Origin of the sequence: Mesorhizobium sp. WSM4887 (assembly GCF_029625865.1) — a bacterium.
GTDB lineage: Bacteria > Pseudomonadota > Alphaproteobacteria > Rhizobiales > Rhizobiaceae > Mesorhizobium.
The window spans coordinates 218,508-243,264 of sequence record NZ_JARTVP010000005.1 but is presented as its reverse complement, the minus strand read 5'-3'; the positions used below and the strand labels follow the sequence as shown (position 1 = coordinate 243,264).

General features: G+C 57.8%; 21 protein-coding genes. 5 read left to right on the top strand and 16 right to left on the bottom strand.

The features are described 5' to 3' along the window. The first annotated feature begins 91 nt into the window (after positions 1-91). Positions 92-2,356: a DUF262 domain-containing protein gene (locus P9230_RS20545; protein WP_278120663.1), complete on the top strand. Its 2,265-nt coding sequence runs from the start codon at positions 92-94 to the stop codon at positions 2,354-2,356. A 164-nt stretch (positions 2,357-2,520) separates the two neighbouring features. Here the strand turns inward: P9230_RS20545 and P9230_RS20540 are convergent, their stop codons facing one another. The 6 genes from P9230_RS20540 to P9230_RS20515 all read right to left on the bottom strand — a co-directional run bounded on the left by P9230_RS20540 (position 2,521) and on the right by P9230_RS20515 (position 11,249). Next, positions 2,521-4,146 (bottom strand): type I restriction-modification system subunit M, encoded by a 1,626-nt coding sequence (locus P9230_RS20540; protein ID WP_278120662.1) that lies wholly within the window; start codon positions 4,144-4,146, stop codon positions 2,521-2,523. Then, positions 4,143-5,372, bottom strand: a complete 1,230-nt coding sequence (locus P9230_RS20535) for an AAA family ATPase (protein WP_278120661.1) — start codon at positions 5,370-5,372, stop codon at positions 4,143-4,145. Before P9230_RS20535 ends, P9230_RS20540 begins: the two co-directional genes overlap by 4 nt. Then, positions 5,369-6,637, bottom strand: a complete 1,269-nt coding sequence (locus P9230_RS20530) for a restriction endonuclease subunit S (RefSeq protein ID WP_278120659.1) — start codon at positions 6,635-6,637, stop codon at positions 5,369-5,371. Before P9230_RS20530 ends, P9230_RS20535 begins: the two co-directional genes overlap by 4 nt. Further along, complete coding sequence (locus tag P9230_RS20525; RefSeq protein ID WP_278120657.1) at positions 6,627-9,704, bottom strand: type I restriction endonuclease subunit R; 3,078 nt, start codon at positions 9,702-9,704, stop codon at positions 6,627-6,629. The genes P9230_RS20530 and P9230_RS20525 overlap by 11 nt, the downstream gene beginning before the upstream one ends. 347 nt (positions 9,705-10,051) lie before the next feature. Beyond that, positions 10,052-10,942 (bottom strand): ImmA/IrrE family metallo-endopeptidase, encoded by an 891-nt coding sequence (locus tag P9230_RS20520; protein WP_278120655.1) that lies wholly within the window; start codon positions 10,940-10,942, stop codon positions 10,052-10,054. Further along, positions 10,935-11,249, bottom strand: coding sequence for a helix-turn-helix transcriptional regulator (locus tag P9230_RS20515; RefSeq protein WP_222335700.1), 315 nt, complete (start codon positions 11,247-11,249; stop codon positions 10,935-10,937). Before P9230_RS20515 ends, P9230_RS20520 begins: the two co-directional genes overlap by 8 nt. 365 nt (positions 11,250-11,614) lie before the next feature. Here P9230_RS20515 and P9230_RS20510 point away from each other — a divergent pair, with 365 nt between their 5' ends. From P9230_RS20510 to P9230_RS20500, 3 genes are read left to right on the top strand one after another with little or no spacing between them, the layout of a single operon-like run. Continuing rightward, a complete protein-coding gene (locus P9230_RS20510) occupies positions 11,615-11,875 on the top strand; it encodes a multiubiquitin domain-containing protein (protein WP_278120654.1) in 261 nt (86 codons plus the stop codon). Beyond that, positions 11,850-13,031: a ThiF family adenylyltransferase gene (locus P9230_RS20505; protein ID WP_278120653.1), complete on the top strand. Its 1,182-nt coding sequence runs from the start codon at positions 11,850-11,852 to the stop codon at positions 13,029-13,031. Before P9230_RS20510 ends, P9230_RS20505 begins: the two co-directional genes overlap by 26 nt. Beyond that, positions 13,028-13,441, top strand: a complete 414-nt coding sequence (locus P9230_RS20500) for a DUF6527 family protein (RefSeq protein WP_278120652.1) — start codon at positions 13,028-13,030, stop codon at positions 13,439-13,441. The genes P9230_RS20505 and P9230_RS20500 overlap by 4 nt, the downstream gene beginning before the upstream one ends. 115 nt (positions 13,442-13,556) lie before the next feature. Here the strand turns inward: P9230_RS20500 and P9230_RS20495 are convergent, their stop codons facing one another. The 5 genes from P9230_RS20495 to P9230_RS20475 all read right to left on the bottom strand — a co-directional run bounded on the left by P9230_RS20495 (position 13,557) and on the right by P9230_RS20475 (position 18,078). Then, positions 13,557-14,009 (bottom strand): hypothetical protein, encoded by a 453-nt coding sequence (locus tag P9230_RS20495; RefSeq protein WP_278120651.1) that lies wholly within the window; start codon positions 14,007-14,009, stop codon positions 13,557-13,559. After that, positions 14,009-14,533, bottom strand: coding sequence for a hypothetical protein (locus P9230_RS20490; protein WP_278120650.1), 525 nt, complete (start codon positions 14,531-14,533; stop codon positions 14,009-14,011). The genes P9230_RS20495 and P9230_RS20490 overlap by 1 nt, the downstream gene beginning before the upstream one ends. A 113-nt stretch (positions 14,534-14,646) precedes the next feature. Further along, positions 14,647-15,252: a methyltransferase type 11 gene (locus tag P9230_RS20485; RefSeq protein ID WP_278120649.1), complete on the bottom strand. Its 606-nt coding sequence runs from the start codon at positions 15,250-15,252 to the stop codon at positions 14,647-14,649. Beyond that, positions 15,249-16,598 carry a DUF3560 domain-containing protein gene (locus tag P9230_RS20480; RefSeq protein ID WP_278120648.1) on the bottom strand — a complete coding sequence of 450 codons (1,350 nt, stop codon included), beginning with the start codon at positions 16,596-16,598 and terminating at the stop codon, positions 15,249-15,251. The genes P9230_RS20485 and P9230_RS20480 overlap by 4 nt, the downstream gene beginning before the upstream one ends. Before the next feature lie 334 nt (positions 16,599-16,932). Further along, positions 16,933-18,078 carry a hypothetical protein gene (locus tag P9230_RS20475; RefSeq protein ID WP_278120647.1) on the bottom strand — a complete coding sequence of 382 codons (1,146 nt, stop codon included), beginning with the start codon at positions 18,076-18,078 and terminating at the stop codon, positions 16,933-16,935. A 171-nt stretch (positions 18,079-18,249) separates the two neighbouring features. Between P9230_RS20475 and P9230_RS20470 the strand changes: the two genes are divergently transcribed. Further along, positions 18,250-18,486 (top strand): helix-turn-helix transcriptional regulator, encoded by a 237-nt coding sequence (locus P9230_RS20470; RefSeq protein ID WP_278120646.1) that lies wholly within the window; start codon positions 18,250-18,252, stop codon positions 18,484-18,486. A 481-nt stretch (positions 18,487-18,967) separates the two neighbouring features. Here P9230_RS20470 and P9230_RS20465 read toward each other — a convergent pair whose 3' ends face one another. The 5 genes from P9230_RS20465 to P9230_RS20445 all read right to left on the bottom strand — a co-directional run bounded on the left by P9230_RS20465 (position 18,968) and on the right by P9230_RS20445 (position 24,500). Then, the gene (locus tag P9230_RS20465) at positions 18,968-19,459 is read right to left on the bottom strand and encodes a hypothetical protein (RefSeq protein WP_278120645.1); all 492 of its coding nucleotides are present in this window, start codon (positions 19,457-19,459) and stop codon (positions 18,968-18,970) included. Between the two features lie 223 nt (positions 19,460-19,682). Further along, on the bottom strand, positions 19,683-20,813 hold the full coding sequence (locus tag P9230_RS20460; protein ID WP_278120644.1) for a hypothetical protein: 1,131 nt from the start codon (positions 20,811-20,813) through the stop codon (positions 19,683-19,685). A gap of 274 nt (positions 20,814-21,087) precedes the next feature. Further along, positions 21,088-22,044: a non-homologous end-joining DNA ligase gene (gene ligD, locus P9230_RS20455; RefSeq protein ID WP_278120643.1), complete on the bottom strand. Its 957-nt coding sequence runs from the start codon at positions 22,042-22,044 to the stop codon at positions 21,088-21,090. Further along, entirely contained in the window at positions 22,041-22,979 is a 939-nt protein-coding gene (locus P9230_RS20450) for a zincin-like metallopeptidase domain-containing protein (protein WP_278120642.1), read from the bottom strand. Before P9230_RS20450 ends, ligD begins: the two co-directional genes overlap by 4 nt. A gap of 189 nt (positions 22,980-23,168) precedes the next feature. After that, positions 23,169-24,500 (bottom strand): hypothetical protein, encoded by a 1,332-nt coding sequence (locus tag P9230_RS20445; RefSeq protein WP_278120641.1) that lies wholly within the window; start codon positions 24,498-24,500, stop codon positions 23,169-23,171. Positions 24,501-24,757 lie beyond the last annotated feature (257 nt).

The following is a 24,757-nucleotide window of genomic DNA, read 5'->3' as shown; positions in this document are numbered from 1 at the left end:
TAACGCGGCCGATTTTTCACAAAGCTTGGCCATACAAATCAGGCGATCATCGCGGCATTGAGTTTCGGGCGATCGCCACTGTGAGGGGATCATGAAGGACGCACAGAAACCGGATCATATTAGCATCAATACGCTCATCCAGAGGCTGCGCGAAGGCCGCTTCGTGATCCCTGATTTTCAACGTGAGTTTGAATGGCGCCCTGGGGACATCCGCGATCTGATGAGGTCGATCTTCCTCGATTACTACATCGGCAGTTTGCTGTTATGGAAAGGGACCAAGGAGAACTACGAGGGACTTTCCTGCGAAACCCTGTATGGTTTTAAGGGTCAGGACAACCGGGAGTATATCGTTCTCGATGGCCAGCAGCGCTTGACTGCGATGTACTATGCCTTTTTTGCACCTGAAGTGCCGTTGCCTAATCGGACAAGCCGTTTCCTGTATTTCATCCATGTGGACAAGTTTATGGCCGAGATACACGACGAGGCCTTCGGCTATGACCGCTTGACCAGCCGTTGGGCGAAGCTTCTAAAGGACAAGGAGCAGCAATTCGCGGCGCATATTTTCCCCCTTGCTGTGGTCGGCGCTGGCAGCTGGGATTTACCCAACTGGGTTCAGGGGTACAACAAATATTGGGAGGATCAGGAGCGCGCCGCGAACACCGCGGGTAAAGTTGAGGAGGCCCGCCTTGCCGCAAATCATGCGCAGAACGCCAAAGAGTTCGGCGAGCATCTGAAGAGCATCACCGAGCAGTATCAGGTTTCATATGTGGAGCTGGATCGTTCGCTGCCTGTCGATAAGGTCTGCGACATCTTCACCCAGATCAACAGCAAAGGGATTCGACTCGATGTGTTCGATTTGATCAACGCGCTGCTGAAGCCCAAAGGGCTGCAACTAAAGCAACTCTGGCGCGAGGCAGCGCCGCGCTTCACCTTCATCGAAAGTGACAAGACGAACGTCTACCTTCTCCAGATTATGTCTATCCTGCGACAGAGCTATTGCTCCCCTAAGTATCTGTATTTTCTGCTCCCCGGGCAGGAAAAGCAGGTCCGCGATCCCGACGGAACGCGGCGAAGCGAGATTCTGATCGGCTCTGTCGATGAGTTTCGGGAACGATGGGCAACCGCGGTTGAGGCTCTCGATTCAGCCGTGCAATTGCTGCGTCACCCCCAGGAATTTGGTGTCGCTTCCGCAAACTACCTGCCATATGTCTCCATCTTACCCGTCTTCTCGGCGCTGCAGGCTCATGCAGGCACAATCGATCCACATCGAAGACTCGATGCGCAGCGCAAAATCCGCCATTGGTACTGGGCATCGGCGTTCACAGCGCGTTATTCCGGCTCCGTGGAATCGACCAGCGCGCGCGATTATCTCGATGTGAAGGCCTGGATCGACGATGACGCTGCTGAACCGAACCTAATCGCTGATTTTGCTACGCGGTTTCGTCGGCTCGACCTGCGCGCCGAAACCAAGCGCGGCACGTCCGTCTACAATGCCATATTCAATCTTCTGGTTTTGCAAGGTGCGCGGGACTGGATGAGCGGAAACATTCCTCAGCATGGCGATCTTGATGATCACCATATCGTCCCGGATTCATGGGGACGCGATCATCTGGACGGCAATCTGATCAACTCAATCCTTAACCGTACGCCGCTTACCAAAGGCACCAACCGCCATGTGATCAGCGACCGCCTGCCAAACGAATATCTACCCGAACTGATCGCGCAGAACGGCGAGCGGCAGGTTCGGGCGATCCTGGAGTCGCACTTCATCTCGCCCGCGGCATTCGACATCCTCCTGCGCCCCTCCTTCGGCCCCGAGGATTTCGAGGCGTTTATAGCTGAACGGCAGCGCACCCTTCAGGATGCCATAGAGAGTCTGCTGATCAAGGAACGCCTAGACCTGCCCCCGCAGCTACGCGAACTTGACGAGAAGGTCGAACAGATCGAGCTCACCCTCCGTTCCGTTGTTGCGGCGACGCTGAGCGACGACGCGGGCCAAATGCCGTCGCATCTTGTCCAGAAAGCCGACGAACGGATCGGTCAGGCATTGCGCAGGAACGCGGCTCTCGATGCCGAGCAGTACAAGACGCTCACCCGAAAGCTCGAATTCTTCGATCTGCGTGACCTGCAGGAGGCGATAACGAACAAAGCTCTCTGGGTCAAATTCGAGCCGCGCTTCGCGGGTAAGGAAGCGGTCATCGGAAAATTCAATCAGCTGGCCGAACTCCGTAACGGGCTTCGCCACAGCCGAACCGTTGATGAGATCACTCGCAAAGAAGGTGAGGCCGCAATCTTGTGGTTTGAACAAGTGCTAGCTCGGGTTTCTGGGCCGGTGGGCCGAGCTGTCGGAGGCTAGTGCGCCGCCCGAAGACCGGCTATTTTTCTCTCGGTCACAAGAAGACTGGCCGCTTTGCGCCTCATTTCAGTCGTTCATATGAGCATGGTGATGGCCAGAAAGCGGACATCCTTAGTCAGCCACTCTCCACATATTTGCGAGCCCGCCTTGCGAGCGACGCCATCTCATTCACCGCGCGACGGCAGCAGAGGCAAACCCAGCTCCTTCAAAAAAGCGTTGTGTTTCGCTGTTGCTTCAAGGGCCTGCTTCTCGATCTCAAGCAGCTCGCTCTGCGTAGCCGCCAGATCGATTTCTTCCTCTCCCACCGCCGTGCTTACGTAGCGGGATATGTTGAGATTATAGCCTTCCTCAGCAATCCGCCCCATACCCACACGCTTGGAATAGCGGTCCTCCTCGCTACGGAACTGGTAGGTCTTGATGATCTTGCCGATATGCTTTTCTGTGAGCTGGTTCTGGCGCTTGCCCTTCGTAAAGTGCTCAGCCGCGTTGATGAAGAGCACGTCGTCAGCCTTCTTGCACTTTTTGAGAACAAGGATGCAGACCGGGATGCCGGTCGAGTAGAATAGGTTCGCAGGTAGTCCGATGACCGTGTCGATGTGACCATCCTTCAGCAGCTTGGTCCGGATACGCTCTTCCGCGCCGCCTCTGAACAGCACCCCGTGAGGAAGGATGATGGCCATCACCCCCTCATCCTTTAAGTAGTGGAAACCGTGCAGCAGGAACGCAAAGTCCGCGGCGGACTTGGGCGCCAGCCCATGGTTCTTGAACCGAACATCGTCGCCCATCGCCTCGGTTGGTTCCCAGCGCAAACTAAAGGGCGGGTTGGCCACGATGGCATCAAAGGACGGCTTCTTGGCAGGATTCAACTCGCGCAGGATGTCCCAGTCGTTGGTCAACGTGTCGCCGTGGTAGATTTCGAACTCTGTGTCCTTCACACCGTGCAGCAGCATGTTCATGCGCGCGAGGTTGTAGGTAGTAATGTTTTTTTCCTGCCCATAGATCTTGCCGATGCCGTGTGGCCCCATGCGCTTGCGCACGTTCAGCAGCAGAGAACCGGAGCCGCATGCGAAATCGAGCACGCTGGCGAGACGTTCCTTCTTTCCGGTTGCGGGCTCCTGGCTGTCGAGCGTCACGATAGCGGAAAGGATGCCGGACACCTGCTGCGGGGTATAGAATTCGCCCGCCTTCTTCCCGGAGCCCGCGGCGAATTGGCCAATCAAGTATTCGTACGCATCGCCCAACGAATCCACATCAGAGGAGAAATCGGCAAGCCCTTTGGCGATCTCGGTAATGATTGCGCAAAGCTTAGCGTTCCGATCAGCGTACGTCCGTCCCAGCTTGTCAGAGCCAAGATTGATCTCCGAGAACAGGCCACTGAATGTGCTCTGAAACGACTCGTTCTCGATGTATTTGAAGCCTGCCTGCAGGGTGTTCAGCAGTTCCTCGATCTGGGTGCGCGCCATGTGGGCGATGCTGGTCCAGAGGTGTTCCGGCTTGATGACGTAATGCGCCTTGAGGCGCATCTGCTTTTCAAAAGCTTCAACATCGTCGGGGTTTTGCGCGTACCAAACAGAGAGGGGCGAGCGCCCGCCATTGCCGATCGCGTTGGGATCGGGGTAGTCGCGCCCAAGCTCCTTCTTCGCTGCCATTTCGTAATTGTCAGAGAGGTAGCGCAGGAACAGGAAGGACAGCATGTAATCACGGAAATCGTCCGCATTCATCGCCCCGCGCAAAGTGTCGGCGATGTTCCAGAGCGTTTTGCCCAGCTGCTTTTGACTGTGATCATTCATTCTGCGGGTGCTTCCTCTGGCGCGGGCGCGGGTGCTGGAGCTGCGGGTTTGATGGCGACAACTCCCGGCAAGGCGAAGTCAAACCGCGCGATGAATTCGCGCAGAATGCGGCGGAAAAGTTCCTTGTTGTCTTCGCCCATTTCCGTGGGCTCGTGGATCGCATAAGCGCCGTGGCTGAGCAGATTCAGGGCGCGATTGAACAGCGCCTTATCATCGTCGTTGTCCATCGCCTTCAGGCAGAAGACTATGCTCGGGTGCCCAAAGAAAGATGCCGTCTTCTCCATCACACTGCGCAGAGCGTTGAAGTGGAAGGTGTACAGTTTCCCCTTCTTTGGATCGGCCGCGCGATGCAATTCCGCGAGCGTCGCCACATGGTGAAAGAAGGGCGTGTCTTCCGTCGCCTGAAGCGTGTAGGTGCCGTCGCCGCTCGGCCGGTGAAGGAAATAGCGCCGATGGTCGACCGAAGGCGCGTCATCAATCTTTCTGCCGACTTCGTTGCACATGACATTGAAGAACAGCGAATGGTGCGAAGAGAAGATCACCTTGATCGGGGCGGACGCACCCGCGCCATCTCTCCGTGTCGCCGCCCGGCGGAGCAGTTTGGCCAGGTCGCAGGCCACCGAAATCGCGTTGTTGTCATCCAGCGATGAAATCGGGTCATCGATATAAAGATACTTCTTCCCCTGATAGGACTCATGCCCATCGAGCATCCGTTCGCAGATCGCCATGAAGATGCACCAGATGAAGATGTTCTGTTCGCCCCGTGACACCTTGATATTGATCTCATCGCCCTTTCGAAAGCTTACGAAATCGGGCTTGGAGACTGTATCCTTGCCCTGCTGAACCTCCTTGTAAGTGAAGTCGAAATCGAAATCGGCGTAGCGGGATAGATAGCGGGCAATCGTCTCGTCCAGCGCGAGTTCCGTCATCGCATTGAAGAAGGACGATTTCTCGTTCAGTTGGAGCCGACGCACGCTGTCGCCTTCAAGGTCATTTTCCCAGACGAAAAGATCCTCGGTGAAGGCGTTGAAATAAAGCGTGTCGGGCGTTCCGGTCGGGTTCCTCTTGTTCTTGCGCTTCCCCGCGTCCTTGAACTCCATCGACAGACGGGTCTTACCGGTTCGGTTGTAAGCGTATATCAATAGCAGAGAGGCTGGTCCTGTGGGATTGTTCAGATCGTCACGAAGCCGGGCCACCAGGCTTTTCAGGTTCTTGTAGGTGCTCATGCGCCAGCTTCGCTAACCTGGGGGAAAAGCTGCTGCATCAGGCCCTTCTTGTGGGTCTTGAGCGTGTCGAGCTTTCGGACCTCGGCGGCGATCAGGTCGTCAAGGGAGCTGAGGCAGTCTGCGATGCGCTGTTGTTCGCGGGGCGATGGCAGTAGCATCTCAACTTTAACAAGGTCCGACTTCTTTACGTGGACGAACGAAGCTTTGAACCCATGCGTCCTTCTTGCAATTTCTTCTTCAACCCTCGCAAGGACCAGTAACGCGAACTGTAATTTGACCTGCTGCTCATCCATCAGCACCTTGAAAATATGCTGATTCAAGACGCCAGACGGGCCATTCCAAATACGAGCACCGAAAGACGAACCCAGCGTTCCAGACCAAGCAAATAGTAAATCTCCTGGTTCGACGCGTTTTCGTTCTGGCACTGGCTCTTGGGAGTAGTTGAACTCAGCGGACGGGTCGTTCAGATTCTGGATGCGGATGATTGGAGTCCCGCTCGTTTTCCAATCCTCAGGCTTGAAGGCGCATCCGTTAATGAGGCTAAACATCTCTCCAATCGTCCGAACCTCCCACTCACCCGCCCCCTCGAACTCGGGGAAGCGGAGACGGGGCTTGGTTTCGCCCTCTTGGGGAAAAAGCTGCTGCATCAGGCCCTTCTTGTGAGCCGTCAGCGTCTCCACCTTCCGTCCCTGCGCGGCAGCCAGCGCGTCCGCAGAATCTAGGCATTCGGCGATCTTTTGCTGCTCAGGGAGGGTTGGAAGACGGGTGCGCCACTCGCAGAGCTTACTGAAATACAGTCTGGTCCGCGTGCCGCCCGCCTTCTGCGAAAAAGCGAAATGCTTGAATTCATCACCCTCGTTCAATAACTCGAGTAGAAATTTTGAATCGAGCCCGACCGTTTCAAAGACAGGATACTCTTTACTTACAGCAATTTCGCCGCCTGTATCATTAATGTTGAACTTGAAGGTGCCATCGTCGCTCATGTGACGATAAACGAAGCAACCGGGTGGCACCACGCCATAGTCGTTATTGTTCTGAAGGATCCTGCCATCGAAGTATGCGTCCTGGCGCCGTAGCCCTTCTCTAGTTGAGCTGAAGACAGGCAGTGTGGTGGTTGATGGAGCGCGCCCACTGCTGTCTCTCAAGAATGAGGCCAAACGCTTGTATTCCCACCCTGGCGCTGCCTGAAACTCCGGAAACCGCAGCTTTGGCACCAATCCCGCCCGGCCGCCCGCCTCGGCTGATGATTTCCCCTTACTGCTCATAAGCGCTCAGCCCCGCAATTTCGCGCCCAGCGGCCCGCTTGAGCAGCAGCGGCATCAGGTCGGCCATCAGGTCCAGTTCCTTGACCCGCCGCGTCTTCCAGTTCAGGCCTAGGGGTTCCATCAGGTCGGTGAGCGCCTCGCCGTCAAAGATCATGCGTTGCAGGATGGTATCGACGAAGCCTTGCAGGGCCTCGGTGGCCAGCCCGTGCTCGCCCGCGATGCCCGCCAATTCCGCCGCGTTCTTCTCTGCCTTGAAGCGGCTATAGCCCTCGCGGATGGCCTTTTCGCTTAAGCCCTCGCCCGCCTTCAGGGTGTTGATATAGGCGGCGATGTCCTCGCGCTCGTCCATGAACTTGGCATCGGACTGGATCAGGCCGATCAGCTCTGCGCGGCTCATCTTCTGCTTGCCGGGCGCGCTTTCAGAATAGCGAGCGATCAGACCCATGATGTAGTCATAGTCGATGACGGCCGATGCGAAGAGAACGAACTCGAAATCAAGCTGGTCGGCTTCCTGTGTCGACTTACCGTCGCCCTGATCTTGGCCCTTGCCCTGCTGCGCCCGCAGGCGTTGGGCGGTTTCCAGATAGGCGCCGCGGAAGCCAAGCAGGCTGTCACGCGGAAGGACCTGCTCGATGGTGTTGCGGTTTTCGTCGGTCAGATCGGTGTACTGGTCAAGCTGGGTCTTGAGCCGCTGGACCTCTTTGAAATGCTCGATGAAAGCCGCGCGGGCCGCGTCGCCCTTGAGGTTAGGCACCGCCTCAGGAGCACAATTGAGGCCCTGCGACTTCATGAAGGCGTCGAGCTTCTGGACGGCAGTTTCCAGCTTCTGGATAACCACTGGAGCCTTGTCGACCAACCAGATTTCACGGGCCTTTTCGGCAGCAGCCTCGCCCGAGAAGAGAGCGATGGCGGTATCGACTGCGCCCTGCTGCTGGCGGAAGTCGAGGATGTTACCATAAGGCTTGGTGGCGTTCAGCACGCGGTTCGTGCGTGAGAAGGCCTGGATCAGACCGTGATGCTTCAGGTTCTTGTCGACGTAGAGGGTGTTCAGGAACTTTGAGTCAAAGCCGGTCAGCAGCATGTCGACGACGATCGTGATGTCGATCTTGTGGTGCGGCTGGTTGGGGTAAGCCTTCTTGAGATCGGCTTCGGGCCACTGCTGATCTTTGATACGCTTTTGCACGTCCTGATAATAGAGATCGAATTCACCGATCTTGTGGTTTGTGCCGTAGTTGGCGTTGTAGTCGGCAAGGATGGCCTTGAGGGCTTCCTTCTTTTTTTCCGGCTCGACCGCGTTGTCTTCCTTCTCCTGCGGCAGGTCTTCCTGAATCTGCTTCACATCAGGATCGCCGTCAGCCGGCGGGGAGAAAACGCAGGCGATGTTCAGCGGCCGGAAGCCGGGATCGGCGGCCAGTTTCTCGGCCTGCATGGTCGTGAAAAGGGAATGATACTCGATGGCATCATTGATCGACGACGTGGCGAGCACGGCGTTGAACCGGCGCTGCCCGGTGGCCGCGTCGTGCTTGGCGAGAATCGCTTCGATTACCGCCCGCTTGGCCAGCGGTTCGCCCGGCTTTGGCACGGTTTTGCCCTGCGGCTTGTAATAGTCGACGTGGAACCGAAGGACGTTGCCGTCCTCGATGGCGTGGGTGATCGTGTAGGTGTGAAGACGCTGCTGGAAGAGGTCTTCCGTCGTCTTCATGCTGGCCTGCGTGTCTTCGATCTTCTGCTGGGCAGCGTTCTGATCGAAGATGGGCGTTCCAGTGAAGCCGAAAAGCTGGGCGCGCGGGAAGAACTCCTTGATGGCCTTGTGATTCTCGCCGAACTGCGACCGGTGGCATTCGTCGAAGATGAAGGCGATGCGCTTATCTCGGAGCGGCTCCAGCTGTTCCTTGAAGCTCTTCTTGCCGTCCTTCTTTTGCTGCTTGTTGCGCTTGCTGGTTTCGTCCAGCGCGAGGCCAAGCTTCTGGATCGTGCAGACGATGACCTTGTCGGCGTAATCGTCCGAAAGAAGACGGCGAACAAGGGATGCGGTGTTGGTGTTTTCCTCGACGCAGCCTTCCTGAAATTTGTTGAACTCCTCGCGCGTCTGCCGATCGAGGTCTTTGCGGTCAACGACGAACAGGCATTTCTCGATGTCGGGATTGTCCTTCAGCAGCGTTGACGCCTTGAACGAGGTGAGCGTCTTGCCGCTGCCCGTTGTGTGCCAGATGTAGCCGTTTCCGCAGCCTTGGGCGATGGAGTCGACAACCGCCTTCACCGCGTAGACCTGATACGGCCGCATCATCAGGAGCTTCTGTTCGCTTGCGACCAGAACCATGTAGCGACTTATCGTCTGGCCGAGCGTGCATTTGGCGAGAAAGGTCTCGGCGAAGCTATCGAGGTGGACAATCTTCTTGTTGTCGACATCGGCGAACTCGTAGACCGGCAGGAAACGCTCCTCGGCATTGAAGGCAAAGTGGCGTGCGTTGTTGTTCGCAAAATAAAATGTCCTATCGCGGTTGCTGACAATGAATAGCTGCAGAAAGCACAGAAGAGTCTTGGTATAGCCATTCCCGGGATCGTTCTTGTACTCGACGATTTGCTCCATGGCGCGACGCGGGCTTATGCCGAGGGTCTTCAGTTCGATCTGGACGACCGGCACGCCGTTGATGAGCAGAATGACATCATAGCGATGGTGGCTGTTGTCCGTGTTGATGCGGAGCTGGTTGACGACCTCGAAGGAATTTTTACACCAGTCTTTGATGTTTACGAGGGTGTAGTTGAGCGGCGTCCCGTCATCACGGGTGAAACTGCTTCGCTCGCGCAATGTTCGAGCCGCCGTGAACACGTCCGGCGTGACGATCTCGTCCAAAAGGCGCGTGAATTCAGAGTCGGTAAGGCGGACACGATTGAGCGCCTCGAACTTCTCACGAAAGTTTCGCTCTAGCTTGGACCGATCTTGGATATCGGGACGATACTCGTACTTTAAGTCCTGGAGCTTTGAAACTAGTGATCCCTCAAGGCCGCGTTCTAGTGTGGTCATGTTGAAGACGTCACTCCGAAGGCTAAAAATCGTGCTGCCCACCTTTGCAGGGATTCGATACGTTTACCCGCGAATCGGTAAATTGAGGAGCCTGCGGTAGGCCGATCAGGTTGGCAGGTATGGAGTTCGTCCTTTAGGCCGGTTGCTGGCTCTGGCGCCACTAAAAACCGACAGTCCGTTACCGGCCCCGAATGAGAAGAAAATCGACTTTCGCACCGGGATCATGTCGACACCGTCGTCTGGGTAGCTCGTGGTCGTTCGATAGTTGCCGCGAACGGCAGTAAGCGCCCAAGCGGACGTTTCGCGAGGCGGACCGGAACGGCGCCACGGCGATCAAGGTAAATGGATGCTCGTCAGTATCGCGCAGTTCGGCTGTGGACCTGAGGATACTAGCGGCCGTAGGCGAACTTCGGGGTGTAACTAGCGATCAGATTCGCCTCTTCATCTGCTTCATCGCCGTCGGGGTCTTCAGCCAGTGCGTCGCTCGAGAACACTGTCAGTGTGTACCCGAACGAGCCAAGACCGACGATTTCTTCATCAAGGCGAATTTGCCCGGAGCCGTCGAACCAGTCGGCCAGCGTGGTTTCGGTGGTCCGGCGCTTGCCGTAGCGGACATTGTTGGGATCGCTGTTGAAGTCCCGAGTCGCACTGAGAGGCAGGGGTGAGCCCTTGCGCAGGAACGTAAGCGGCTTACCCAGCCCCTTGAACCCTTCGGACATGAAGCAATAGCAGATGTCCGATCCCTGGCTCACCACAATGGCCATCGGATAAGGGCTGCACTCGGCGGCGCGGATCGCGGCAGCGGTGAGCGAGCATTGCGATCGGGCGGCGAGCTGTTCGACACCGGCAAGCCCAATAACACCGCGCGTCAGTTCCTTCTTCACGAGAAGGGTCGGCATCAGGAGACCTGATGCGAAGTGGTCCGCTTCAAGTTCGATGGAGCTGTCGCCCTGACGAAAGCCCGCTTTTGAGACATGCGTCTTGCTTGACTTCAGAATCTCTTCCGGGTGCCCGTCGAGAAAATAATGCCCGAGCTCATGGGCGACCGTGAAGCGTTGAAAGCCTTCGCTCTCAATGTCCGTTGCATAGAAGACGGAAGGAACCTCTTCATCGAAGATGATGCCGCCGCTGACGCCTTTGATCTCTGGGGGCTTGGCCACCACAATAATGCCTTCAGATTCGGCAACAGCGAAGGGGTCGACGGGAAAGGTCACGAAACCCTTCTCAGCCGCAACGCGCTCGCCGTGCTGACGCGCCTTGCTCAGTTGAAACTTAGCCATCGCCACCCTTCTTCTTGTTGATGAGGTCGATCATCATCTGGATGTGTTCCCGATCGCCCGCCGATAGATTTTCTTCACCGCGAAACGCGGTCGTCGCTCCCTTCATGGTAGGCGAACGTCCTAGAAGGTAGTCAGCCGAAACCTCCAGAGCCTTTGCAAGGGCGCGCACGTTCGCGAAGGATGGCTTGCGTCTGTTCTTTTCGAAGTGGCCTATGGCAGCGGGCTGAAGTCCCGATGCTTTGGCGAGTTCTGTCTGGTTCAGCCCCCGTGCCTCGCGGGCGGCCAGCAACCGATCCCCGAATTCCAACTCATTCTCCGAACGATTTGACACGACGTTCCTAGCTATGTTAATCCTACGAATACGTAGGAAGCTGGCAACCACCGCGCGGTGGTTTTTTTGGGCCGGAGTATCCTACGAGTTCGTAGTGCAATGTACTACAGATGTGATTCTATCGTCAAGAATCCCAGGAAGGGGGTGAGAAGGTTGGCGAAATCGGAAGTGACCAGCAAGAAGGCGGCTTCTGCGGCGTCGAAGGTCCTGCGGGATCCGAAGGCGAGCAAAGCGGCCAAGACGGCGGCGGGGTCGGCGCTTACCCAGCGTCCGGGCCGGAAGTGATCAACGGCGGCGGGCTTTCGAGCCTGCCGCTCTTCGCGAAGCGATAGGAGCAGAAAATGGCGAACGACGACAAAGAGAAGAAGAAGGTCACCATCATCATTGATGGGACCCCCCATGAGGTCGACAAAGACGAGATCAGCTACGTGGACCTCGTCACGCTGTCGGACCCCACCTATCCGCAGCACCCCGAGACGACCTATTCAGTGACGTACAAGCGTGGGCAAGGCAACAAGCCAGAGGGAACGCTGTCGCCGGGTGGCACGGTCAAGGTTAAAGAAGGCATGGTCTTCAATGTTTCAAGAACTGGTCAGTCATAACGACGACATCCGGCAGCTCCTTCTCAAGGGCTACGCGATCGCGCTCGACAGCAACCATCTGGTCGTGAGGGATATTCCCTACCTCGACGACAAGGGACGGCTCTGCTGGGGCGCGATCGTCAGCAAACTCGTACCGACGGCGAAGCAGCGGTTCGTCCAACACAATCACCAGGTCTATTTTGCGGGCTCGCAGCCGCATGGCCTTGATGGCAAGCCGATCGGCAATCTTGGTGACCGGCCGCACTCGATGACGCTGGCCAGCCCCGACGTGGTGGTTGAGCGCTCGTTCTCGAACAAGCCCGGTCCCAACGGTTTTCCGAACCATTTCGCGAAGATCGAAAGCTACGTGACGATCATTTGTGGCCCGGCCATGGAGCGCCACAACGCTAACCCGTTGACCTTCCGAAGCGACGAGACAGTCACCGGAGAGTCCGTGTTTCAATTCTCCGACTCGCTGACCAGCCGAGCGGAAATCGGCGATCTTGCGAAGCTGTTCAAGGACGAGGTTGTCGCGATCATCGGCCTCGGCGGAACCGGATCCTATGTCCTGGACTTCCTGGTCAAGACGCCCGTGGCTCGAATTCTCGGCTTCGATCGTGATCCCTACTACGTCCACAACGCTTTCCGTTCGCCCGGCAGGCTGTTGGACGAGGGCGAACTCGAACGGCCGAAGGCGGAAGTCTATCAGAGGCGATACGAGAATTTCCGGAAAGGCCTTAGCCTCATCCCGAAATTCATCGACGCGTCGTGTGAGGATGACCTGGTAGGCGTGACCTTTGCATTCGTTTGCGTCGACAAGGGCAGTTCGCGGCGCGGGATCTTCGATCTGCTGATGAAGTTGCAAATCCCCTTCATCGATGTCGGCATGGGCCTCCATCGGAAGCAGGGACCGATCGACGGCAAGCTTCGCGCCACCTACTACGCGCCGGGCAATGCGCAGGCGATGCGCGGCCGCGATTTCGCGGAGCTTTCGGAGCAGCCCGACGATGAGTATCGCGTCAATGTCCAGATCGCGGAGCTCAATGCCCTCAACGCCTGCCTCGCAGTAACGCACTACAAGCAGCTCATGGGCTTCTACCTCGATGAGAACGACTTCGACCACATGTTCTTCAACGTGAACGACATGAAGGTCTATGGCGAGGACCGACAGCAGTGATCGACTCATTTCGCCTCGAGCGCGTGAAGTATGTCCCGAAGGAGCTCCAGCCTCGCGTGCTGTACGTGGCCGATGAGTTCGACATCGCTGTGCATCTTTGCGCCTGCGGTTGCGGAACGAAGGTCACGACGCCGCTCGGCCCTACCGAATGGCGAGTGTCCGATGCGAACGGCGGGCCTACGGTCGTCCCCTCAATCGGGAACTGGCAGTTGCCTTGCCGCTCGCACTACGTCATCACAGGCGGAAAAGTCCTATGGGCAGGCCAGTGGAGTGAAGAGCGCATCAAGGCGGGCCGCAACGCGGAACAGCACCGACGCGAGGCCTACTATGCCGCTCGCGCGCATGATCGCAAATGGTGGGTCCGACTTGGCAAGTGGCTGCGCGGCCTGTTCAGGGGTGGCAGGAACTAAGGTCGGTTACCGAACGGCAGCTATCTGCTTGGTCCGCTCCAGGACCGGACAGTCAGCAGTCGGCCCCTTTCCGTCCATTTAACGGTCGTCGGCAAGGTCTTCGATTTGTCGACGTTCAATCTGTCACCTTGTTACAGTCGCGATGTGCGTTGGCGATCAGTTCACGAAGAACCCTGCAGGTGCCGTCGGCGTGTAGATCTTGGCCAGACAGTGCGGCAAGCTTTTTGACGATCTCACAGGCGTCCCACGAGAAGGGTTCGCCTTCGTCGCGAAGGTCGACCTTGACATCGTCTCCAGTGAAATCCTCTGGAAAGTGGGCGAGGTATTCTGCAGAGTTGATCGTCGCGGCGTGTTCCCTGGCTTTCTCCAGGCTTTCGGCCTCGAACTCGATTTCGTAGAAGGCGCGCGTCGTGACGCCGATTCGAAACGAGAAACCGATCATCTCCGGACCATCGTCATCCTCGGCCAATGCCTCGCGTTCACGCGCCGCCCACCAATCCACGAAGCTGTCAGTGGTTTCGCCAGCAGCGACTGCGTCAACCCATGCTCGCCTTGAAGAGTCAACCATTAGATTTTGCCCTCTGCCTTGAGGCCGTGCCAATCGCGTTCCCTCGCGCTTCGCGCTGTAGCCACGGCGGCGTCGTGCTTGGCCGCCAGTCGGATGAAATGGTCGACCTGGCCGTAGGACTTGTTTTCGGCGTGGCGGACCGCACCCTTGGCCGAGGAGAGTGCGAGCCGTGTTTTGTTTGCGGCGCGCACGGCGCCGGCTGCTTTCAAGCAGTCACGCGCAAAGGCGAGCGCCTCGACAGCGGTACGCGCGGCTTCGACTGCTTCCTTGGGGACGGTTGGTGCTAGGTCGATTTCATCGGTGTCGATGCCCCATGAAGTGTAGGGGCGGCAACTCGCCATCGCCTCCGATACGTCGTTGTTGAAGAGAGCCTTGAGTTCCTCCACGGTGTCTGCGTCGAGGTGGTCACTATGGTCGAATGCGTCGTTCCAAAAGTAATGGTCGATTTCAGCTTGGGTTGCTCGGACGATGGATGCGGTGCCGTGTCGGTTCTCGTCGTAGGCGTGGTAGACCCTGAATTTCATCAAAGGCTCCTCTTAGAAGGCCGATCGGTGGTCCGATAGCTTGAGCAGGCAGCGGCACGATCGCCGTGCCTGCAGGCTGCGACGGCAAGATCCCGGTAGGGATGCCGAATGCGTTAGTTGGGCTTCGTGATTCTAATGATCTTGGTGTTCACCTTGGCCGTCGCGAAAGTGTCGGCCGAGAGGATCTCGAGAGTCTCCGCGTCGGAATGTACGAAGGTGATCGGCACCAACGCGACAAGGACCGCGGACGCCTCGTGACCGCCGCGTCCAAGCAATGTGAGTGCTGCCGCGACGTGTTTGCGGACCTGGCTGAAGGGCGGGTTCATGATGATGCGGGGGTACTCGACGCGTCCCTTGACCTCTGCGGCCCACTTGAGGAAACACCGGTTGATGACTGGGCCGAAGCGGTGCAGTCCACTCGCGAGCTTGGTGTGTCGTTCAACCTGCGTGAGCTCATGCCGACTGTGGCCGGAGGCCAGTAGCGCCTTTGAGAGTTGGCCGGTGCCCGCGCTAGGCTCTAGCGTGAGGAAATCACCCGTCGGTCCGAGATATGCGACCATGCGAGATGCCACATCGTCCGGCGTCACGTGGCATTCGGTGAACTTGTCGACGATCACCGGCTCCACGACCTGAATGGGTTCCAGCTTGTCGAAGCCGTCGCGGTGTTTGATGGGAATTCGCATCGGTTTGTTGGCGCGAACGTAGACGGCGCGCTTCATTGCGCGTCATCCGAGTGTTCGAGAACCGCCACACTGTCGGGCAGCGGATGGGCCTTCGTGTCGGTGAAGAACACGGCCACGAAGGGCGCCAGGTGGCGTGGTCCCTCGTGTTTTGGGTTGATGCAAATGCGAAAACGGAAGCCGCCACAGAGCGAGAGCCGGCAGCCGCGTTGTTCAAGATGAAACTGGGCATATTTCGACTTGGTCATCTCGACGACGGGAAAGGTCTGTATCTGATCCCGGTGATAGCGATGCCGCGACCGGAGTGCCTTTGCGTGGAGGTTCAAGATGGGCGGTAGTGCGTCTTTCTCCTGGCAAACCTCGTAGCCGGCGGACTGCATCAGGTCTCGCCATTCCTCGCTGGACAATGAAAGTTCAGTATTGTTGGCGAGGTGGAGTGGGAGCGTGGCTTCGCTTTCGAGTACGAAGGTTTCGGCGTCTATCGCCCGCGCCTGCGGCTTATGCGCGCCGTGCTCGCGGGCAAAGGCCTGCAGGATCACCGGCGTGAGCTCGCCGTCGTATCGACGGACCGGACCGAGCAGTTCGCGTTCGTAGCTGAGCCGGTTGAGGGTATGTTCGATGTAGCGGCGGCGTTTGTCGCTGGAAATCGATCGATTCGCGGCGTCAATGCACTGTTGCCGCGCCTCCTGGGGCGAGACGTCGCCTTTCTCGATTTTGCCCCACAGATCCCAGGGCGCGAGCTGGCCCGTGGGTAGGCTGCGGCCGATCGCGGCCTTGATGGCTTCGTCCTGAGTGATCTTCGCCCACGCGGCGAGTGTCAGATGAGCGTGGTTGATTTCGCGCTGCATGTCGCGCAGGTCGGCAAGCAGAGTTTTGATGCGATTTGCGCGCACGCGGGGGTCGTTTTTGTAGTTGGCGTGCAGTTGGACGCCTTCGGCGCGATAGAGCCAGTAGTTTGCGAACTTCGCGGCCTTGTTGGCGTTGGTCATGGCGGCTTGCATGCGCTCCTGGGTTTTTCGCGCTTTGCGTTCCGAATGATGACCGACCAGGATTGGCTGTCCGAAAGCGAACGCCTCGGATAGATCCTGCGCTGCGCGCTGGAATGCGTTCGCCTGGCGATGACGCTTGTTTGCGAGCTCGTCGAGGCGTTCGGCTTTGGCCTGCGCGCGTTCGGCGAGCATCTCTTCCGGTTCGATCTCGCCAGCCAATTCGATCGCCAGATCTTCCCGCGCCGGCGACCACTTTGGGGCGACGAAGAGTTCCTGCTTTGGCGCCCACACGAAGCCGGCGTCCCTAACGCGCTGGTAGGTCTCGTTGTCCAGGCGGGAAGAGGCGTAGAGGCGAATTTTGTTGTCTTCCGCCGAGTAGGTTGCTCTGATCTTCATCTGCGGATCGTCTCCTCGAGTTGTTGAATGAGCCGGGTTAAGCGGGGGCGCCGACACGCGTCAAAGCATGCCGTGAACCACATCGCTCAGTGATGCTGGCTGCTCGGCCGCAATCTGTTTTCGTTCGCTGAGGGTGGTTCTTTACCGCCGCACGTGCATTCGGAGCGGTGTTGTTGTGCCCGCCGGAATAGGCATGCACAGTGCTATGAACGCAGGGAATGACGAGAGGTACAGCCCGAAAAAGCCGGTGTTTGAGCGTCTTGAGAAAATTCGGGCGCCCCTCGCTGGCGCCCGACGTGAATGCTTTGAGGGTTTATGCCTTACACTTGCCGAACTAAAACGGGTTCTCGGCGGGATCGGTCGGAGCAAAAACCTGAGGCCAGGTCAGGGCATACGAACGCTTCTCTGCCGCGCAATCCTCATCGGTAACGCCTGCAAGCTGCGCAGGCGCTGTGGCTTGGATGTGGTTCCACACCACATCCTTTTGCTGTTGGGATAGATGCATGGTTGAAAATGTGCGTTGGAGTTCCGCTCTCAGACGCTCGACCTCCTCGGCCGTGAAAAAGGCGTCGTGTTCGGCGCAATAGCTTGCGACGTAGTATCTAGTGGAGAATTGCCTGAAAATCGTGACCTCCTGCGCCTCCTGGAGGGCGGCGTCGTCGATTTTTGTGTTCGCTTCTTCTTGCTGTCTCGTACCTTGGAACTGAGCGGATTCTGCCGCTCGTTGCTCAACTTGGGCGACCGCCCGGGCTCGCTCAATCTCTTGCTCTACCTCTGGCGGCGCGGCCCAATTGAGGCGCCGGAGAAAGTCGTCGATAGCTGCCAACCTTTGGGCCGGATTTTTCTGATCGCGAACGATTCCTGCGAGTTCGTTTAAGAGCTCTTTGGTGCGGGCTGACCCCGCCTCCCGTTCTGCCATCGGCTGTCCGACGGAATACGCAAGGTAGTTGATCAGACCCTGACTATCAGGGTTCCCGCATGCGGCTATCCGGGCCTTCAACGCATTGAATGAACTGACGGTCCATTGTTCGAAAGGAATCCCGAAGGGAGTGCCTCCCGGGTACCATTGCTGTTTGCTGTTGAAGTCGATTGTGAGGTGGTCGCACGGGATCTCGCCCACGACCAGGTCCGCCGGTTTCGTTTTTTGGGCCAATATTTTGATGCGTGCCGCGGCGACAACCTGCGCAATGGCTGGTGGGGTCGCGGGCCAGCCGTATGAACGCACCAGTGAGTCAATGTCGGCAAGCTTTTTGTCCGGCGGCGCGGCGCTCTCGGTGATTGTTGAGAGCTTCGCGAGAAATACGGGTGAAACGCCTGGCACGACTTGTTGTGAATCGGGATCGTCGCTTTGCGCCACCATGCCCATTTTGGAGTGGGCCTTGTCGACGTAGATGATTGAACTTGTCGACGAAGCGGCTACGGGTTCGATGCCGAGGACCGCTGCCAATAATGACGGCGCTAGAAGTCGCTTGACCTTCATTTCTTCTCTCAGTGGCTGTTTGGCGTTGTCCGGGGTTCAGTCGAGCGGCACCAAGATTGCTTGCATCAATGAATGGTTCCTCGCGGGGAGAGCCACTTGAGACGCATCATGTTGATGAATACATATTATAGTTGATACTTTTGCGCGACGAATTCCGCAACCCAGTGCTGCATGGATATGCGCGCTCTGGTCGGAGAGAATTTCGCTCGCCTTCGACGTGAAAAGGGTCTCACCCAGGAAGAGGTTGAGGCGCGGTCGGGCTTTAGTCAGCAGTACCTGAGTGACTTAGAACGCGGTAAGCGCAACCCCACCGTCATCACTGTGTATGAACTCGCCAAGGCGCTTGGAGTTAGCTATCTCGATCTTCTGACACCTCTCGAACGACATAAAGGGAAGCCGGGGAGATAGCGCCAGGGCGCCGTCGCCCGTGACACGGTTGGTGGAGGCCCTCCGGCATCCTGCCGATGACGAAAGGCAAAGTCGTGGTATTGTCGGAATCAGCCATGATCCGAGCTCCAGACAGCTTAGGGCGTGGTTAAGCCGAACGGCGTGTTGCAGCACGTCGTTCGGCTGTAGAGAGCGAACCCTATGTTACGTACATACCGTACATTACGGATATCCCGATTGTCAAACACTCCTGATCCTGCTGACAACAAAACCGAGCGCTTCGAGTTGCGGCTCTCGAGTGACTTGCTTGCCCGGGTTGATGAATGGCGGCGCAGTCAGCCTGATCTGCCCACAAGGTCGGAGGCGTTCCGTCGGTTGGTGGAGGCTGGCCTAGCTTCTAAATGAAGTGATGGGCCGTCTAAGCACCTGAGCGGTGAAGGCGGAGGGACATTGCTCGTTAGCGGCAGTGGGATGTCCCATCGATCGAGATGCAACGGCCGTATCATGAAAACTCGTCGCCGGGCACAAGTTCTGCCGCCCGTGATGTCGCTGCCGATCCAAGCAAAACGGTGACCTTTACGGCCACCTCTTCAAGTGTGGCGGTGAGGCGATTTACCTGAGAGGTCGTCGCGGCCAGTTCCGGTCCGTAGCGAGTGATGAGGTATTCCCGGTTTTGGCTCAGGGTTTGAAGATGCGCGGCGGTCTTGGTGCGAAGGTGCAGCCCAGCAGCGAGGGTGTGTTGCGTCCGCGCCGACAGGTCATGTTGCATTTTGCGGATTTGATCGGGAGCGTGTCCCCGCTGCAGCAACAGGGCTGTCAGATATAGCTCGATCGCATGGATTGCCGACAACCTGAAGGGAGCACGAGTGAGCGGCTTGCCAGGTCGGCTGAGCTGAAGGAGCAGGTGTGCCGCTTTTCGATATTCTTCCGCTAGCCCGCGAATTTGATGCGGTGAGGCCAGCTCACCTGGGTACTTTCTTTCCTCGATTGCCACTTCCGCCCCCTGAACGTTCCGACAATATTTACTCGATGTCAGCATGAAGTCAGTAGATGCTGATTTTCGGCAATGTTGCTGTCCGTTGTCGAGCTCAGCTTTGAGGTGGCAAGCTCTACGCGCGCCCGTACGATCGTAACCGTGGCGCGCGTTAGCTGCTGTCCAAAGCCGCCGAGCGGCGGCTTTGGAGCTGTCGGGGCTTTGTTGGCTTTCGTTACAGCAGTCAGGCGTCTGCTGCCGTTTCGGTCCTGGCATGGTTGAAGTCGTTGGCGGGGGGAGTTCTGACGATCGTTTCCATCACGTGGCGCACCACCCGATGAAAATCGCAGTATCGACCCCAAAGTAGCGACGCGTATTCGGCTTCGCCCGCTTCTGCGATTGCACGAATGATTGCTTCGACCGTGAAGGCTTCGAAGCCCACCCGTTCGCGGCCGTCATCGTGCTGTGTGTTGCCTGTGGCGTCGTGCAGCTCGGCCGCGTAAATGGCCCCCGATGCGACCGCGCGCCGGTTCAGACGGGGGACGATTGTGATGAACTTCCCGCGTGATGCGACGCCATTGTCGACCATCAGTTGCGCCATCACATGCTCGCGACGAAGTTGTTCGAAGCCGGGCCGCCTCAGTAGCGGATCTTCTGGGTCAAGATAGAGCCCGGACTCGCGCGCGGTCTCATCGTATCGATCGCGGTGACGGGCCGCGGGTGCCAGCATCTCCTCGACGTACTTGATTTCGGCGGCGACAAAGCCTGGCTCACCCTCGGGGGTGACGATTTCGACCAGGACGTCGAACGCCGTGCCGTCGCCGAAGTAGTTCTCCTGAAAGCGGCCCGGGCTGTGTTCGAAGCGGATCCGGCTCACTGTCTGGACGAAGCCGGGAAGGAGGGTTTGCCAGACGGTGCTGGCTAGGTCGAGGTCGAAGGCCATCGGGGCCCAAAGATTGACCGTCAATGCCTGGGAACTGAGGAGATTCGTCCAGAGACGCTCTTCGTCCCAGACGGATCCCGGTTCACGAAACAGGAGTTCCGCCTTCGCAAGGGCCGTGACGTCACTGGTCATGAAGTTGGCGCCGGCCCGGGCCGCCGCGGCGGATATTCGGGAGCCGAGCTTGATCCTTCGGGTATCGCCTTTTGTGCCCACGACGAATGCGCCGATCGGGAGCTTTTGTTCTTCGCGCCATAAGGCGCTCAGGAGTCGGGCGGCGGCGCCGAAGCGGTTGTCCGTCGCGACGAAGACCTGCTTGGCCCGGCGGACGAAGTCAGGGATCAGGGGCGGATGAACGAGAGGCCGTTCGAAGACGGTGCGGGCTCGGTCGGAGCTGTCAAAGGTAGGTTTGATGAGTGATAGTGCCGTTTCCATTTGAACTCCTGTCAGGGACAGAGGGAGATTCAATGAATGGGGGCACGAATTTCCGGCGGTGCTCTAGAGAGTCAGAAGTAGATACGAAATAGGATCGATCGCGGCTCGCAGAGATGAAATCCTTCGGGGAAATGGTCCTTTCACCTTGGATGTCATTCTGAGGTGTTGGTCTTGGGGTGTTGGTGAGGAGGTCTACGTCGGGTCGACGTAGGATCTACGTAAGGTCATCATCAGGTAAATAATAATAGGGCTTCAACCAGCCGATTCACATTCGCTATGCGGCCAGGGGCTGAGCGATTTTATCGGACTGGTCACGGGCAAACGTCTCGAGCTGCACATCCGCTGCCTCTTTGTCCTCTCGTAAGCCGATAAAGCTGGCGCCGCGCACGCAACCGTTCGAACTCAATTCCAGAAATTCGATTTCGGCGACGAGTTTCGGTGGCAAGAACTGGATGTCGCCCTTGATAGGAGGCGAAGGCAATGGCTCGCCGAATGAGCTGGATTTCGAAAAGAACTCAGCCAGTTCGCGTCGTTGGTGAACAGAAAAGCCGGTGCCCACGCTGCCCCGTACCGTGAGAACGTCGTTGTCCATGGTCCCAACCACGATGGATTTGACCGCGCCTGTCTTGTTGTCTGCCCGCCACCCGGCGATGATGAACTCCTGGCGCTTTGTGAACTTGACCTTTCGCCAGGCCGCAGATCGGATGCCTGGTAGATAGGGCGAGTTCCGATCCTTCGCTACAACACCTTCCCATCTCCTGCGTTTCAAGGTCTCTGCGAGAGCGCTTCCATCGATAGCATGTGGCACAAGTTTTACGCTTTCGATGCCCAAGCGCGAGACGACCTGCGCCAAGCAATCCTTCCTTGCAAGCAGCGGAAGGGAAGTGAGATTCTTGCCGGAGAAGGCCAGAAGGTCGAAGGCGAAGAAGGACAAAGGCACGCTCTCGTCGGAGAGAGCCTTGCCCAGCAGTCCAAAATCTGGCCGCCCATCATCATCTAGGGCGCATATTTCGCCGTCGAGAACGTAGTCGTGTGATTTACACAGGCTCTCAGGCAGGGAACGGCCGAGCCGGGCGGTCCAATCGAGGCCGCCACGGGTATAGAGCCGAAACTTACCATCGCCAACACACATCTGGAGGCGAAAACCATCGAATTTCGGCTCGAAGATCCATTCGTCGCCTGCCGGAAGATCTCGGGCAGGGGAGGCGAGTTGGCAGGGAATGAATATCATGATGGGCTCCTCGTCTCGGCCCGCGGTCCGTCGACCAAGACTTGCACCGCGGCTGCGGCGGTGGACAACCGCGTTGCCTGGGACGTGATGTCGCCAAGCCAGTCGACGGCCCGTGAAGCTTGAGCGGCAGCGGTAAAGATCGCGCGTGGATCTTTTCGCAGCAACGGCAGCCAGCTTGCGAGGTACCGCGCATGGTTGGGATGAGGCGTGTTGGCCAAGCCAAGCCCGGCCAGCAAGAATGCCGAGCCTATTTCGGCCACGAGTTCCTCGGCGGCATAGGCCAATTCGCCATATCGACCGGAGAGGTTGCGCGACAGTCTGGACTTGGCTCCGGTCCAATGCAAAAGCTCGTGACCTAGCGTTGCCGTATAGCCCTCGGGCGTGTTGAAGTAGTTCAGGGGCGGCACGTGAATTTCATCACGGACCGGACAGTAGAAGGCTTCGTTGCCGCCAAATCGCACGGCGGCGCCCGTGGCGGTCATGAACTCATCAAAGGTATCGGTCGATGAAGTTCGGGCTGGAATGGCCGCAGGTTCATTGAATACGCCGTCAACCTGGTCGGCGTTGAAGACCACGGACGTCCGCATGACGTACCGGCGATGCCCCTGAGCAGACCGATCGTGGCCTTCGACGCTTTCATCCGAGCTACCCATGTCGCGGTAGAAATGAACGAAACTGCCCTTCTCTCCACGTCGGACCTGAGCGCCGAGCCCCTGCCATTGTCGGTAGGTCGCCCAACGCGTATCGCCAAAGCCAAGCCTTTGAGCAGCGCACCAAAGCCCGAGGATGTTGATGCCGCGATAGTTGGCGCCGGTCTTTCCGTTTTTCGGGAGGCCGCCCGTGCGGTGCCACGGACAGGCCCATTCTCGAGGATTGGCGCCGTCGATCTGCGCCAACAGTGTCTCAGTGACGCGTTGATAGATGCTCTTGGTCATAAGGCGACCCTCCGATTGGGTTGGAGGTTCGCCTTATGGTTGTCGCTGTTTACATCCCGAAAAAGGTGTGCGGCGGCGCCGGGCATAAAAAAAGAACAATAAAATCAAATACTTAGGTCTGTAGGTGCCGGCTTTTTGCCCGAAAAAGCCGGCAAAATGTTTCGAAAACGCGAGACAATAAATTCGAAATCACCTGTTTCGAATTCTCTCATCATCCGTCTGGCAATATTCCAGATAGGCTACGAGCCTGTGGTCGGCACATTCCAACCTCATTGCCTTCCCGCAATGCGCTAATGTGATTGCAGTGGGCTCATTTTTGGACCGAGCGATCAGCTCGGCCCAGATCGTAGTGAACGACATCAGATCGATCGCGCCCCACTCCGAGCTGCGGGGTTCCTGGTCGATAGGTGCCGCAAGAGCGACCCAGTCGTGATTCAAAGGCCCCTTCGCTAAAGCGAACCTGACTGAGCCCTGCTCAAGCCTGACAACAGCGATATACTTCTTGGCGGCTCCGACGCCTTCATGACGGCTCCGCGCCCCTGCACATTGCTTGGCCAGTTCGGCGATGAGGTGCGTCAGTTTCAGTTGCTGGACATCTCCGGCAACGACATCTTGTTCGGCGAAGCGCTCACGAATGTTCCCAAGTGCGGGGGCCTCACCGGCGGTCTTATTGATCGCCAACTCGAGGATCCCGTCGGTGACGATCACGGCCGCGTCCGTTTCGTAAACTTTGGCGGCCTTCATATTTCTAAACGCCAGCGCGACTTTCTGGGACTCGCTGAAGGGTATGGCGACGGGAAGGACGGATAGGTCGGGCCTTGTCACCTGGACTAAAGTTGTGCGTCCAACTCCGGTCGCAAGGCCATCCTTGATCGAGATGATGCAAGGGATCTTGCCGCCGGTGGCCCGCGCCGTCCGGCACAATCTTATTGCCTCTGACATTGCAGAAGCCGAAATGATATCGTGAGAGAACGCTCGCTCGCCGTTAAGGAGGTCAGGGGAATCACTGGCGAAGATGCTCAGCTGCAGGTGAAGGTGCCGAGGAACTCCATTTCTGAACTCCTTTACCTGTAGAAAATCGCCTTCCTCATCGCCAACCAGCGCAAAATTCAACTCGTCGCCCTGTTGGCCGCATCTAGCCAGCCGCACCAGCTGAGAGAGTTTGATGCCGAAGGTGACGTCGCCGGCAGTGTCCGCTGCTAAAAAGGTCTCCAGATTGAGACTTGCGCGGGCGGTGATCAGAGGCGAGCCCGTCGATATCCTCACCACTCCCTTGGCCACCTCCACTGTGGCCGCAATGGTGTCGAGCCGTTCACCCGTCACTTTCGCCAGTGTTGCCATGGTCATCAATGCCTTGAGCGATAAGGGACTCACCGCAAATCCGGCCTTGATGTTGGCAAAGCTCTGAGGGTGAAACGGCACCAAACTTCCGGCGGCAAGCACCTCTGCGCTCTCAAAAAGAGCATGTTCGTCTTCGAGCCGCTCGGCGTCGTCGGCTGATAGGTTTTGGGGATTGTCCACGGTCTACTCCTGCTCGGTTGATAAAAAAGTGGCTGCGTGTGTTGTAAGTCACCGCCAAGAGCCCTATGTAAATGCCGGGGAGAGGGTTTCAATGAGATCTTTGCTGACAAGGGCGCAAAACTCCGCGGCGAGTAGCCCGGCCAGAAGGAAGGTGTTCGACCTTGTCGTCGAGCACCGAGCTGATCTTGAGGCGGCTGCCCGAGAGGGTGTTGTCCCCGTATCAGTGGTAAGCGGCCGTTTGCGCGAGGTCCTGGGTT

Bases quoted from the DNA above. Each gene is read 5' to 3' on its own strand.
- P9230_RS20545 (WP_278120663.1), top strand. From the start codon at position 92: ATGAAGGACGCACAGAAACCGGATCATATTAGCATCAATACGCTCATC.
- ligD (WP_278120643.1), bottom strand. From the start codon at position 22,044: ATGATATTCATTCCCTGCCAACTCGCCTCCCCTGCCCGAGATCTTCCG.
- P9230_RS20490 (WP_278120650.1), bottom strand. From the start codon at position 14,533: ATGAAATTCAGGGTCTACCACGCCTACGACGAGAACCGACACGGCACC.
- P9230_RS20520 (WP_278120655.1), bottom strand. From the start codon at position 10,942: ATGGCTAAGTTTCAACTGAGCAAGGCGCGTCAGCACGGCGAGCGCGTT.
- P9230_RS20510 (WP_278120654.1), top strand. From the start codon at position 11,615: ATGGCGAACGACGACAAAGAGAAGAAGAAGGTCACCATCATCATTGAT.
- P9230_RS20505 (WP_278120653.1), top strand. From the start codon at position 11,850: ATGTTTCAAGAACTGGTCAGTCATAACGACGACATCCGGCAGCTCCTT.
- P9230_RS20450 (WP_278120642.1), bottom strand. From the start codon at position 22,979: ATGACCAAGAGCATCTATCAACGCGTCACTGAGACACTGTTGGCGCAG.
- P9230_RS20475 (WP_278120647.1), bottom strand. From the start codon at position 18,078: ATGAAGGTCAAGCGACTTCTAGCGCCGTCATTATTGGCAGCGGTCCTC.
- P9230_RS20480 (WP_278120648.1), bottom strand. From the start codon at position 16,598: ATGAAGATCAGAGCAACCTACTCGGCGGAAGACAACAAAATTCGCCTC.
- P9230_RS20485 (WP_278120649.1), bottom strand. From the start codon at position 15,252: ATGAAGCGCGCCGTCTACGTTCGCGCCAACAAACCGATGCGAATTCCC.
- P9230_RS20470 (WP_278120646.1), top strand. From the start codon at position 18,250: ATGGATATGCGCGCTCTGGTCGGAGAGAATTTCGCTCGCCTTCGACGT.
- P9230_RS20530 (WP_278120659.1), bottom strand. From the start codon at position 6,637: ATGAGCAGTAAGGGGAAATCATCAGCCGAGGCGGGCGGCCGGGCGGGA.
- P9230_RS20495 (WP_278120651.1), bottom strand. From the start codon at position 14,009: ATGGTTGACTCTTCAAGGCGAGCATGGGTTGACGCAGTCGCTGCTGGC.
- P9230_RS20460 (WP_278120644.1), bottom strand. From the start codon at position 20,813: ATGGAAACGGCACTATCACTCATCAAACCTACCTTTGACAGCTCCGAC.
- P9230_RS20540 (WP_278120662.1), bottom strand. From the start codon at position 4,146: ATGAATGATCACAGTCAAAAGCAGCTGGGCAAAACGCTCTGGAACATC.
- P9230_RS20535 (WP_278120661.1), bottom strand. From the start codon at position 5,372: ATGAGCACCTACAAGAACCTGAAAAGCCTGGTGGCCCGGCTTCGTGAC.